This is a genomic window from Pseudomonas peli (assembly GCF_900099645.1).
Classification (GTDB): Bacteria; Pseudomonadota; Gammaproteobacteria; order Pseudomonadales; family Pseudomonadaceae; genus Aquipseudomonas; species Aquipseudomonas peli.
The window spans coordinates 1,357,114-1,369,890 of the sequence record NZ_FMTL01000001.1; the positions used below are offsets into that span (position 1 = coordinate 1,357,114).

At 61.4% G+C, this 12,777-nt stretch carries 11 protein-coding genes and 1 riboswitch; of the genes, 8 read left to right on the forward strand and 3 right to left on the reverse strand.

The annotated features are described in order from the left end of the window. The first annotated feature begins 11 nt into the window (after positions 1-11). From BLO50_RS06505 to ligB, 3 genes are all read left to right on the forward strand, one after another. Positions 12-1,025, forward strand: coding sequence for an ArsR/SmtB family transcription factor (locus tag BLO50_RS06505; RefSeq protein WP_090250035.1), 1,014 nt, complete (start codon positions 12-14; stop codon positions 1,023-1,025). A 14-nt stretch (positions 1,026-1,039) separates the two neighbouring features. Beyond that, the gene (metK, locus tag BLO50_RS06510) at positions 1,040-2,230 is read left to right on the forward strand and encodes a methionine adenosyltransferase (RefSeq protein ID WP_090250039.1); all 1,191 of its coding nucleotides are present in this window, start codon (positions 1,040-1,042) and stop codon (positions 2,228-2,230) included. A gap of 119 nt (positions 2,231-2,349) precedes the next feature. After that, on the forward strand, positions 2,350-4,011 hold the full coding sequence (ligB, locus tag BLO50_RS06515; protein WP_090250041.1) for an NAD-dependent DNA ligase LigB: 1,662 nt from the start codon (positions 2,350-2,352) through the stop codon (positions 4,009-4,011). 5 nt (positions 4,012-4,016) lie between these two features. On the opposite strand, the gene BLO50_RS06520 is transcribed toward ligB, so the two are convergent. Together BLO50_RS06520 and BLO50_RS06525 are read right to left on the reverse strand one after the other, a co-directional pair. Further along, positions 4,017-4,466 (reverse strand): c-type cytochrome, encoded by a 450-nt coding sequence (locus BLO50_RS06520; RefSeq protein WP_090250044.1) that lies wholly within the window; start codon positions 4,464-4,466, stop codon positions 4,017-4,019. Between the two features lie 112 nt (positions 4,467-4,578). Next, a complete protein-coding gene (locus tag BLO50_RS06525; protein ID WP_090250047.1) occupies positions 4,579-4,965 on the reverse strand; it encodes an MAPEG family protein in 387 nt (128 codons plus the stop codon). A 190-nt stretch (positions 4,966-5,155) separates the two neighbouring features. Next, a riboswitch (S-adenosyl-L-homocysteine riboswitch) is annotated at positions 5,156-5,249 on the forward strand. A gap of 21 nt (positions 5,250-5,270) precedes the next feature. On the opposite strand from BLO50_RS06525, the gene ahcY reads away from it, so the two are divergent. The 5 genes from ahcY (at position 5,271) to rhlE2 (ending at position 12,084) form a co-directional block, all read left to right on the forward strand. Beyond that, a complete protein-coding gene (gene ahcY / locus BLO50_RS06530) occupies positions 5,271-6,665 on the forward strand; it encodes an adenosylhomocysteinase (RefSeq protein ID WP_090250050.1) in 1,395 nt (464 codons plus the stop codon). Between the two features lie 99 nt (positions 6,666-6,764). After that, positions 6,765-7,610, forward strand: coding sequence for a methylenetetrahydrofolate reductase [NAD(P)H] (gene metF, locus BLO50_RS06535; protein ID WP_090250053.1), 846 nt, complete (start codon positions 6,765-6,767; stop codon positions 7,608-7,610). 188 nt (positions 7,611-7,798) lie between these two features. Continuing rightward, complete coding sequence (gene ppnN, locus BLO50_RS06540) at positions 7,799-9,172, forward strand: nucleotide 5'-monophosphate nucleosidase PpnN (protein WP_090250055.1); 1,374 nt, start codon at positions 7,799-7,801, stop codon at positions 9,170-9,172. A 104-nt stretch (positions 9,173-9,276) separates the two neighbouring features. Next, on the forward strand, positions 9,277-10,050 hold the full coding sequence (locus BLO50_RS06545; RefSeq protein WP_090250058.1) for a substrate-binding periplasmic protein: 774 nt from the start codon (positions 9,277-9,279) through the stop codon (positions 10,048-10,050). A gap of 153 nt (positions 10,051-10,203) precedes the next feature. Next, a complete protein-coding gene (rhlE2, locus tag BLO50_RS06550) occupies positions 10,204-12,084 on the forward strand; it encodes an RNA helicase RhlE2 (protein ID WP_090250060.1) in 1,881 nt (626 codons plus the stop codon). Positions 12,085-12,174: 90 nt separating this feature from the next. Here rhlE2 and BLO50_RS06555 read toward each other — a convergent pair whose 3' ends face one another. Then, on the reverse strand, positions 12,175-12,753 hold the full coding sequence (locus BLO50_RS06555) for a YceI family protein (RefSeq protein ID WP_090250063.1): 579 nt from the start codon (positions 12,751-12,753) through the stop codon (positions 12,175-12,177). Positions 12,754-12,777 lie beyond the last annotated feature (24 nt).

A 12,777-nucleotide genomic window follows, 5' to 3' on the forward strand; every position in this document is an offset into this window, starting at 1 on the left:
CTGCCCAACCTATGAATATGCGCGCCTCCCATTTGGCCTTCGAGCCGGTCGATGCCCTCGCCGCCCTGTGCAAGGCCAGCGGTGACGCGTTGCGCCTGAATATTCTGCGCGCCCTGGCCAACGACTCGTTCGGTGTATTGGAGTTGGCGCAGATCTTCGCCACCGGTCAATCCGGCATCAGCCACCATCTCAAGGTGCTGGCCCAGGCTGGACTAGTGGCCACCCGCCGCGAAGGCAATGCGATTTTCTACCGCCGCGCCCTGGCTCAGGGTGAACAGCTGGGCAGCCGCCTGCATAGCGCGCTGCTTGATGAAATCGATCAGCTACAGCTGCCCGCCGAGGTACAGCAACGTATCGCCCAAGTGCACGGCCAACGCGCCGCCGCCAGCCAGGAGTTCTTCGCCCGCAGCGCGGCTAGCTTTCAGGCGCAGCAGGACCTGATCGCCGGTCTGCCGCAGTACCGCGACAGCGTGCTGGCCCTGCTCGACTCACTGGGTTTTGGCCGTGATGCCAGCGCCGTAGAAATCGGCCCTGGCGATGGCGGCTTTCTCCCGGAATTGGCGCAACGCTTCCAGCAGGTACTGGCCTTGGATAACAGCGCGGCGATGCTTGAACTGGCCCGTCAACGTTGCACCGAGGAAGGCCTGGGCAATGTGCAACTGCAGCTGGCCGATGCCCTGCAAGACGACTACCCGGCTGCCGACTGCCTCGTGCTGAACATGGTGCTGCACCACTTCGCCGCCCCGGCCGATGCGCTCAAGCAGCTGGCGCAGCGCGTGAAACCTGGCGGCAGCCTGCTGATCACCGAATTGTGCAGCCACAACCAGAGCTGGGCCCGCGAAGCCTGCGGCGACCTGTGGCTAGGCTTCGAACAGGACGACCTGGCGCGCTGGGCCGCCGCGGCCGGCCTTAACACCTGCGAAAGCCTCTACGTAGGCCTGCGCAACGGCTTTCAGATTCAGGTTCGGCACTTTGCCAAACCGTCACTCACTCATGGCCTACGGGCTGCAACTACCGGTCACTAACAGGAACCCGCACGATGAGCGAATACTCCCTCTTTACCTCCGAGTCCGTCTCCGAAGGCCATCCCGACAAAATCGCCGACCAAATTTCCGACGCGGTGCTGGACGCCATCATCGCCCAGGACAAACACGCCCGCGTTGCCGTGGAAACCCTGGTCAAGACCGGTGTGGCCATCGTTGCCGGTGAAGTCACAACCAGCGCCTGGGTCGACCTGGAACAGATCGTCCGCGACGTGATCTGTGACATCGGCTACACCAACTCCGAAGTCGGCTTCGACGGCGCCACCTGCGGCGTGCTGAACATCATTGGCAAGCAGTCCCCGGACATCAACCAGGGCGTCGACCGTGCCAAACCGGAAGACCAGGGTGCCGGCGACCAGGGCCTGATGTTCGGCTACGCCAGCAACGAAACCGACGTACTGATGCCCGCACCGATCTGCTTCAGCCACCGTCTGGTCGAGCGCCAGGCCGAAGCGCGCAAGTCCGGCCTGCTGCCATGGCTGCGACCGGATGCGAAATCCCAGGTCACCTGCCAATACGAAAATGGCAAGGTAGTCGGCATCGATGCGGTGGTGCTGTCCACTCAGCACAACCCGGAAGTGTCGCTGGCTGACCTGCGTGAAGGCGTGATGGAGCTGATCATCAAGCACGCCCTGCCGGCCGAGCTGCTGCACAAAGGCACCCAGTTCCACATCAACCCGACCGGCAACTTCGTGATCGGCGGCCCAGTGGGTGACTGCGGTCTGACCGGGCGCAAGATCATCGTCGACTCCTACGGCGGCATGGCCCGTCACGGTGGCGGCGCGTTCTCCGGCAAGGACCCATCCAAGGTTGACCGCTCAGCCGCCTACGCCGGTCGTTACGTGGCAAAGAATATCGTCGCTGCCGGCCTGGCTGAGCGTTGCGAAATTCAGGTGTCCTACGCCATCGGCGTGGCTCAGCCGACCTCGATCTCGATCAACACCTTCGGCACCAACAAGGTGGCAGACGATTTGATCATCAAGCTGGTGCGTGAAGTGTTCGACCTGCGCCCTTATGCCATCACCAAGATGCTCGACCTGCTGCACCCGATGTACCAGGACACCGCGGCCTACGGCCACTTCGGCCGCACGCCGAAGCAGAAGACCGTCGGCAACGACACCTTCAGCACCTTTACCTGGGAAAAAACCGACAAGGTCGCCGACCTGCGCGCTGCCGCTGGGTTGTAAGCCTGAAGCAATACCCGAAGCCCCGCCTTGTGCGGGGCTTTTTATTGCCTACACATCGCGCTCACTCGGGTAAATCCGACTAGTCTGAGTGAGACATCTGCCGAGCAAGGACGCTCACGGTGAACCTCCGAATTGCCTGCCTGCTGCTGTTCAGCAGCCCACTTTGGGCCACCTGCCCCGACTGGTCCGCCCCGCGCGCCGAACGCGAATTGAATGCCCTGAGCCGACAAGTGGCCGAATGGGACGATGCCTACCATCGTCTGGGGCAAAGCCCGGTCGCGGACGAGCTGTATGACCAGGCCAGTGTCACCCTGCAACACTGGCGCAGCTGCTTCCCGCAACCCCATAGCGCGGCAGTTAATCCGCTGGCCAGCAGCACCGGCCCGCAACCGCACCCGGTGGTTCATACAGGCCTGCGTAAGTTGCCGGACAAGCGCGCCATTGCGCAGTGGATGGCTAACCGGGAAGAGCTTTGGATTCAGCCCAAGGTCGATGGCGTGGCCGTCAGCCTGGTGTATCACCAAGGGCACCTGCAGCAACTGATCAGTCGCGGCGACGGCCGTCAGGGGCAGGACTGGACCCAGCTGGCCCACCAGCTGCCAGCAATTCCCGCAGAGCTGCCTTCGGCGCTGAACCTGACCCTGCAAGGCGAGTTGTACTGGCGCAGACCTGGGCATATCCAGCGGCAAGATGGCGGCCAAGGTGCACGCAGTAAGGTAGCCGGCCTGATGAGCCGCAAGGCGTTGAGCCATGAGGACGCAGCCGGTATCGGCCTGTTTGTCTGGGATTGGCCCGATGGCCCAGCCAGCATGCTAGAGCGCCTGCAGCAGCTGAGCGCGCTGGGCTTCACCGACAGCGCCACGTTCAGCCATCCCCTTCGCAGAGTGGCCGACGCCAGCCACTGGCGCGAGCAGTGGTACAGCAGCGCCCTACCCTTCGCCACCGATGGCGTGGTGCTGCGTCAGGCCCAGCGCCCACAGGCCGCACGCTGGCAAGCAGAACCGCCGCACTGGGCAGTGGCCTGGAAGTACCCGGTCGGGCAGGCTCTGGCGGTGGTGCAGGCCGTGGACTTTCGCATCGGCCGCAGCGGGCGCATCACCCCGGTGCTGCGCGTGCAGCCGGTAAAATTGGATGACCGGCGCATCGAATACGTCAGCGCCAACTCACTGCAACGCTGGCAGGCGCTGGATATACGCCCCGGCGACCAGGTGGTGATACGGCTCTCCGGGCTTACCATCCCGGTGCTCGACAGCGTGTTCTGGCACACCCAAGAGCGCGCTGAATTGCCGGTGCCAGATGCCCGCGCTTACCACGCACTGAGCTGCTGGCAAGCCAGCGCCGCTTGCGCCAGCCAGTTCCGTGCACGCCTGGCCTGGCTCAGCGGCAAACAGGGTTTAGCCCTACCGGGGGTGGGCCCGGGCACGTGGGAGAAGCTGCTGCAGGCGGGAATGATTAACGGCCTGCTCGACTGGCTGGAGTTAACCCCCGAGCAGTTGATTCGCGTGCCAGGCTTAGGCCCGCGAAGCGCAGCAGTCTTACAGCAGAGTTTTCAATTGGCCCGCCAACGTCCGCAGCAGGCCTGGCTGCGTGCCCTCGGAGTTCCGTCTCAGGTGCCATTAAACGCGGACTGGGACACGTTGGCGCAGCGCAGCACGGCCGACTGGCTACGCCAGCCCGGCATCGGCCCGCAACGCGCGGCGCAGTTAACGGCTTTCTTCCAGCACCCCGAGGTGAAAGCCCTGCAGGCGCAGTTGCGCACCGCGCAGATCGCCGGATTTTGAGAACTTTAGAACGCGCGAAACTCTTCATGACAAGCTTTGCAGCTGTCTTCAACACGCTGCATCGGCGCAACCAGTGCATCGGGCTTTAATGGCTTTGCCGCCGTCGCGGCGACTAGCGCAGCGGTGCTGGTTTCCATGGCGCGAGCCAGCTCCTGAAAACGCGCCTGGCGCTGCCAGACGTCATCCTTGGCACGGCTTTCCTCACCGTCATCACGCACCTGCGGAAAGTGCTGCCAAGGCGTGCGGGTCAGTTGATCGAGCTTGGCGGCGCCGTCAACAAACGCCTGATCCTTGAACGCCAACCGCCCGCGCAGCATGCCGCCAAGGTCTTCGCTGACCTTGAGCATCTGCTTGAAAATGCTCTGACGCTGGCCTTGCGGCGAATTGGGATCGACACCGCCGCAGCCGCTTAGAGCCAGCGCCAATACAACCAGAGACAGGGTTTTAAGCTTCATAACACCTTCAAATGCCAACAACCGGGTGGATAACGGGTGACAGTATCGCCACCCAGCACCCACCGGCCAAGCGTGGTGTTTTGCCGCAGAGGACTGAACAGTCCTGCTGCAATCAAGCCGATACGACAAACAGGCTGATGATCAGCCCCATGTTGACGAACCACACCAGTGAACGCACCGGCGCCCAGTCAGCCAGGTAACAAATGAAATAGACAATACGGCTGACGACAAACGCGATCGCCAACTGATCAAGTAATGCCTGCTCAGCGCCGCCTGCCAGGTGGGCAATGATCACCGCAGCCGAAAAAGCCGGGGTCACTTCAAAACTGTTGAGCTGGGCGTTGTTGGCCCGCCGCCCGACGCCGCTGAGGCTATTGAGCAACGCCCGCGGGTCATGGTTATGACGCGGGCTAAAACCACCGCTGACGGCCTTGGCGGTAACCGTCGACAGGTAAGGCAGAAACAGGGCAATCAATACACACCAGTAAGCAATCGTCATGGCAGCTCCGCGTTGAGGGAAGAAACATCTGCAGCCTGTATCAGCGCTGACGCAAACACCATGACTGAAGCAGCCAAAAGCGATGGCGCAACAGCCAATTCGCCCGACAGAAAGCCTTGGGCTTATGCGCCAGGCTGGCTATACTTCGCCAGCTTCATGTGGCCGGCACAGCTCCGGTCGCACCCGCCACCTGTCCGAGGGGCGCTGCAGCAAACTCTGGCCACCAGAGATTTGTCAGGCTCGGACAGGGCGTTAACCATACGCATCAACGGCGCCCATTCGCAGACAACGAATGGAGAGCTTTTATGAGCGCCGCTTTTAACGATTTTAAAGTCGCTGACATTTCCCTGGCTGCCTGGGGCCGTCGCGAAACCATCATCGCCGAATCTGAAATGCCTGCTTTGATGGGCCTGCGCCGCAAATACGCCGGCGAGCAGCCACTCAAGGGCGCGAAGATCATCGGCTGCATCCACATGACCATCCAGACCGCTGTGCTGATCGAAACCCTGACTGCACTGGGTGCCGAAGTACGCTGGTCGTCGTGCAACATCTTCTCCACCCAGGACCAAGCTGCTGCGGCTATCGCTGCTGCCGGCATCCCGGTATTCGCCTGGAAGGGCGAAACCGAAGAAGAGTACGAGTGGTGCATCGAGCAAACCATCCTCAAGGACGGTAAGCCATGGGATGCCAACATGATCCTCGACGATGGCGGCGACCTGACCGAGATCCTGCACAAGAAATACCCGCAGATGCTTGAGCGCATCCACGGCGTCACCGAAGAAACCACCACCGGCGTGCACCGTCTGCTGGACATGCTGGCCAAGGGTGAGCTGAAGATCCCAGCTATCAACGTCAATGACTCGGTGACCAAGAGCAAAAACGACAACAAATACGGCTGCCGTCACAGCCTGAGCGACGCCATCAAGCGCGGCACCGACCACCTGCTGTCCGGCAAGCAAGCGCTGGTTATCGGTTACGGCGACGTGGGCAAGGGCTCCGCGCAGTCGCTGCGTCAGGAAGGCATGATCGTACGCGTGACCGAAGTGGACCCGATCTGCGCCATGCAGGCCTGCATGGACGGCTATGAAGTGGTTTCGCCGTTCATCGACGGCATCAACGACGGCACCGCTGCAAGCATCGACAGCGCCCTGCTGAGCAAAATTGACCTGCTGGTGACCACCACTGGCAACGTCAACGTGTGCGACGCCAACATGCTCAAGGCCCTGAAAAAGCGCGCGGTGGTGTGCAACATCGGTCACTTCGACAATGAAATCGACACCGCTTTCATGCGCAAGAACTGGGCATGGGAAGAAGTGAAGCCACAAGTGCACAAGATCCACCGCACCGGTGCCGGCAGCTTCGACCCGCACAACGATGACTACCTGATCCTGCTGGCCGAAGGCCGTCTGGTGAACCTGGGCAACGCCACCGGCCACCCGAGCCGGATCATGGACGGCTCCTTCGCCAACCAGGTACTGGCGCAAATCTTCCTGTTCGAACAGAAGTTTGCTGACCTGTCCGCCGACAAGAAAGCCGAGCGTCTGACCGTGGAAGTGCTGCCCAAGAAGCTCGACGAGGAAGTGGCCCTGGAAATGGTCAAAGGCTTCGGCGGCGTGGTGACCCAACTGACCAGCAAGCAAGCCGAATACATCGGTGTGCCGCAGGAAGGCCCGTTCAAGCCACACGCTTACCGCTACTAATGCGTAGGGTGGATAAGCCTCTGGCTTATCCACCGCCGACTTCCCGCAAGGTGGATGGAACAACGCCCTCCACCTTTCGTCTCCAAGGCTAGACACCCTATGAGCCAAGAACGCCGTTACAGCTTCGAGTTCTTTCCCACCAAAACCGAAGCCGGGCACGAAAAACTGATGAATGTGGCGCGCCAGCTGGCGACCTACAAACCCGATTTCTTCTCCTGCACCTACGGTGCCGGTGGCTCCACCCGCGACCGTACGCTCAACACCGTGCTGCAACTCGACGGCGACGTGAAGGTGCCCACCGCACCGCACCTGTCCTGTGTGGGCGACAGTAAGGCCGAGCTGCGCGAGTTGCTGAACCTGTACAAGAGTTCCGGAATCAAACGCATTGTTGCGCTGCGTGGCGACCTGCCGTCGGGCATGGGCATGGCCAGCGGCGAACTGCGCTACGCCAACGACCTGGTCAGCTTTATCCGCGAAGAAACAGGTGATCACTTCCATATCGAAGTGGCCGCCTATCCGGAAATGCACCCGCAGGCACGCAATTTCGAGGACGACATCGCCAACTTCGTGCGTAAGGCCAAAGCCGGCGCGGACAGCGCGATTACCCAGTACTTCTTCAACGCCGACTGCTACTTCTACTTTGTCGACCGTGTGCGCAAGCTGGGTGTAGATATTCCAGTGGTACCGGGCATCATGCCGATCACCAACTACAGCAAGCTGGCGCGTTTCTCCGACGCCTGCGGTGCGGAAATCCCGCGCTGGGTGCGCAAACAACTGGAAGCCTACGGTGACGACACCGACAGCATCCAGGCGTATGGCGAGCAGGTCATCACTGAAATGTGCGAGCGCCTGCTGCAAGGCGGCGCCCCAGGCCTGCACTTCTACAGCATGAACCAGGCTGAACCGAGCCTGGCGATCTGGAACAACCTCAAGCTGCCACGCTGAGGGGCGATACCGCGTCCATGGCCACTGCACGCGCCATGGACGCTATCCCGCGACACACACCACAGTTTGTGACTTCCCCCAAGTCGGCTGCCTCAGACATATCCTGCCGTGACTCATCACCCACACCGACTTGACCTCAAGGTCAACCCTGCATAGCTTGAAGCTCAAGACCTCCATGGAGTTGCTCAATGGTCAGCAGAAAAACCATCAATGCCTCGGTCACCCCCAAAGGCAGCCTGGAAACCCTCTCGCAGCGTGAAGTGCAACAACTGCGCGAAACCGGTTCCGGCAGCGTCTATGCGCTGTTCCGCCAATGCGCCTTGGCCATCCTCAACACCGGATCGCACAGCGATAACGCCAAGACCATTCTGGAAGCCTACCCAGACTTCGAGATCAATATCCTGCAGCAAGACCGCGGCATCCGCCTGGAGCTGTTCAACGCCCCGGCTGATGCCTTTGTCGATGGCGAGATGATCGCCAGCACCCGCGAAATGCTATTCAGCGCCCTGCGCGACATCGTCTACACGCAGAGCGAACTGGAAAATCAGCGCATCGATTTTGGCAGCTCTCAAGGCATTACCGACTACGTCTTCCACCTGCTGCGCAACGCCCACACCCTGCGCGCCGGCGCCGAGCCGAAGATTGTGGTGTGCTGGGGCGGCCATTCGATCAGCACCGAAGAATACAAATACACCAAGAAAGTTGGCCACGAACTGGGCCTGCGCGGCCTGGACATTTGCACCGGTTGCGGCCCTGGCGTGATGAAGGGACCGATGAAAGGCGCGACCATCTCCCACGCCAAACAACGTAACGTGCATGGCCGTTATCTGGGCCTGACCGAACCCGGGATCATCGCCGCCGAAGCGCCCAACCCGATCGTCAATGAGCTGGTGATCCTGCCGGATATCGAGAAGCGCCTGGAGGCCTTCGTCCGCGTCGGCCACGGCATCATCATCTTCCCCGGCGGCGCGGGCACAGCCGAGGAGCTGCTGTATTTCCTCGGTATCCTGATGCACCCGGACAACCAGAACATCCCCTTCCCGCTGATCATGACCGGACCACGCAGCGCCGCCGCCTACCTGGAGCAGCTGCATGAGTTTATCGGCGCGACCCTGGGTGAAGCGGCGCAGCAGCGCTATCGCATCATCATCGACAACCCTGAGCAGGTCGCCCGGGAAATGGCTGAAGGGATCAAGGCCGTCAAACAGTTCCGCCGCGAACACAACGACGCCTTCCACTTCAACTGGCTGCTGAAGATCGATGAGAGCTTCCAGCACCCATTCGAGCCAACCCACGCCAACATGGCCAGCCTCAAACTGACTCGCGAGCAACCGGTGCATGAACTGGCCGCCAACCTGCGCCGGGCGTTTTCCGGGATTGTCGCGGGTAATGTCAAGGACAAGGGCATTCGCCTGATCGAGCAGCATGGCCCTTATGAAATTCGCGGTGAACGCGAAATCATGCGCCAGCTCGACCAACTGCTGCAGGCCTTTGTCGATCAGCACCGGATGAAACTGCCGGGCAACAGCGCCTATGTACCCTGCTATAAGTTGATCACCTGAGCGTACATGCACACATGTTTATAGGTCATGGGCGGCCGACACACGCAGATAGCAGCTACAGTGAGACAGGGTATCTGCAATGAAGTCTGCGAGGTCACCGCACCATGGTCAGGTTGTATGCACTGCTTTTCCTGCTGTCTTGCAGCGTCACCAGTTTCGCCCAGCCCCTGAAAGTCTGTACCAATGAATGGCCACCCTACACTCTCCTAGAAGACGGTCAGGTGCGCGGAATTGATGCTGATCTTCTGCATCTGGTACTGACAAACCTGAATATCAGTTACGACATTACGCTGGAGCCATGGCGGCGCTGCTTGCGCAAGATGAGCGATGGCAAACTGGATATTCTGCTCGATGCGTTCTACAGCGACGAACGCGCCAAAGGCATGATTTTCCCCAATGAAGCCATGGCCGACAGCGCAATGGTGCTGTTCCACGCACGAGCACGCCCTCACCTGATCAACTCGGTGGACGATCTTGCAGGCTTACGGGTTGGCACAGAACCCGGCTACGCCTACAGCAACCAAGCCTTCGCTAAGGGCACTCACTTTGTGCGTGAGGACGCCCCAACGCTGGATGCCAATATTGGCAAACTCCTCCTGGGGCGCATTGATCTGGTGATAACTGACCGGGCCGTTGGCCTTTACACCGCCAAGACAATGGGCGTCGAGAATGCCATCGCCTACAGCCCGCAACCGCTGTACAGCGACAAGGTGTATGCCGCCTTCAGCAAACAGCCTGCCGTGGCAGCACTGGTGCCGCGCTTCGAGAGCGAATTGCGACGCCTCAAAAGCAGCCCCGAGTACGCGGCAATACTGCGGCGCTACCACCAAGAAGTACCGGTTCAGACCGCCGAGCAGACCGACGCTCGCGCTGACTAGCGGCTCTGTTATACTCGGGCCTTCCCGCCAGGCTTGCGCCCGGATGCTAGCCCCCAGAGGCCAGTAGTACCGGACGGGATTACGCCCCCCAAGCGTGATTCAAGTCAGGCAATACACCCCATAGGGCTGCGCCCTCACTAGACAGGATTACACATGTCCTTTGCCTCCCTCGGTCTCTCCGAGGCTTTAGTCCGTGCGGTCGAATCCGCCGGCTACACCCAACCCACTCCGGTGCAACAGCGGGCCATCCCCGCCGCGTTGCAAGGCCGCGACCTGATGGTTGCAGCCCAGACGGGTACAGGTAAGACAGGCGGTTTTGCCCTGCCGATCCTTGAGCGACTGTTCCCCAACGGTCACCCGGATCGCGAACAGCGTCACGGCCCAAAGCAGCCGCGCGTCCTGGTACTGACACCGACCCGCGAACTGGCCGCCCAGGTGCATGACAGCTTCAAGCTGTATGCCCGCGATTTGAAATTCGTCAGCGCCTGCATCTTTGGCGGCGTTGGTATGAACCCGCAGGTCCAGGCCCTGGCCAAAGGCGTCGACGTGCTGGTGGCGTGCCCCGGTCGCCTGCTCGACCTGGCCAACCAGCGCGCCATCGACCTGTCGCACGTGGAAATCCTCGTCCTCGACGAAGCCGACCGCATGCTCGACATGGGCTTTATCCATGACGTGAAGAAGGTCCTCGCCAAGCTTCCGGCCAAACGCCAGAACCTGCTGTTTTCGGCGACCTTCTCGAAAGACATCACCGATCTGGCCGGCAAGCTGCTGCACAACCCGGAACGCATCGAAGTCACGCCGCCGAACACCACGGTCGAGCGCATCGAACAGCGTGTATTCCGCGTCCAGGCCAGCCACAAGCGCGCCCTGCTCGCTCACCTGATCACCGCTGGCGCCTGGGAACAGGTACTGGTATTCACCCGCACCAAGCACGGCGCCAACCGCCTGGCCGAGTACCTGGATAAACACGGCCTGCCGGCTGTGGCGATCCACGGTAACAAGAGCCAGAACGCCCGCACCAAAGCCCTGGCTGACTTCAAGGCCGGCAAAGTACGCATTCTGGTAGCCACTGATATCGCCGCCCGCGGCCTGGATATCGATCAACTGCCGCACGTGGTCAACTTCGAGCTGCCGAATATCGAAGAAGATTACGTGCACCGCATCGGCCGTACCGGCCGTGCCGGGCGCAGCGGTGAGGCGATCTCCCTGGTCGCACCGGATGAAGAGAAGCTGCTCAAGGGCATTGAGCGCATGACCAAGCAGAAGATCGGTGACGGTGACCTGCTGGGTTTTGATGCCAGCACCGTTGAGGCTGAGCGTCCGGAAGTGCGCGAGCCGCAGAAGCCACGTCAACCACGCGGCGCCAAGCCAGAAGGCGAGCGCCATGGCGGTGGCCGCAAGGACAAGGGCAAGGACAGCGGTCGCGACAACAACCGTAGCAAGCCACAGGGCGGCCGCAGCCAACAGCCGCGTGGCGCATCATCAAGCCGCGCCGCCGCGCCAGCCGTACCCGCACTCCCTCCGGACCGCGCGCCGGACGAGTTCCGCGACGATGAAATCGATAATTTCGGCAACCGTGCCGACTATGTAAGCCCAAACCAGAACAAGCAGCAGAACCGTGGCCGTCGGTCCGGTGCGCCTGCAGCGCCAAGCGGCCCAAGCGCCAGCAATGGCGTCGGTCTGGGTGCTCGTCCAGCCAAGCCGCCACGCAGTAATGGCGGCGGTGCAAACGCTGGCGCTGGCGCACAAGGTCGCCGTCAGGGCTCAGGCTCTGGTGGCCAGGGCGGTCAGGGCCGTAATGGTTCCGGCCGTGCACGTCCGCCGCGCGACACCCGCACCACATCGCTGAACCGCGATGAGTTGCCACGCCAGGAAGCGGCGGTGAAAAGCCCGCGTGACAAGCAACCGGTGATTGTGCACAAGGGCTCGCGCCTTGACCGTTTCCCGACGCCGGAGCAGCTCGACGAATTGGCGAGCGCACGTCCGCGTGGCGAAAAGCCGGCCCTGCTGACACGCAACCGCGAAGAGTCATAGTCCGCCAGCCGCACACAAAAACGCCGCCCAATGGGCGGCGTTTTTGTTGGCAGGTCTAATCTCAGGCGGGTTATGCCCCGCCTGGCAGGCTTACTTGCGCACGCCTTCCACCGAGATGATCAGCTCAACGTCCTGAGACGCCGGGCCGAGGTCTTTCTGGATATCGAAGTCTTTCAGCTTCAGTTTGGTGCTGCCTTCGAAGCCAGCACGGTAGCCGCCCCATGGGTCCTTGCCTTCGCCGATGAACTTGGCGGCAATCACCACCGGCTTGGTCACGCCGTTGAGGGTAAGGTCACCAGTAATGTCGGCAGTGCCTTCACCGGTGGATTTGACCGAAGTGGAGGCGAAGGTCGCAGTTGGGTGCTTGCTGACGTTGAGGAAGTCACCGCTGCGGATGTGCTTGTCGCGCTCAGCGTGGTTGGTGTCGACGCTGGTGGTGTTCAGGGTGACATTGACCTTGCTGTCCTGCGGCTTGGCAGCGTCAAAGCTGAAGCTGCCGTCGAAGTCTTTGAACGTGCCGTACAGCCAGCTGTAACCCAAGTGGCTGATCTTGAAATTGACGAAGGCGTGTTGGCCTTGCTTGTCGATGGCGTAATCGGCCGCCATCGCCTGACCAGCGCCGATCAATGCGCCACCCAGTGCCAGGGCTACGAGGGTTTTCTTCAACATGGGCATGCTCCTTGTGAGGGTGAG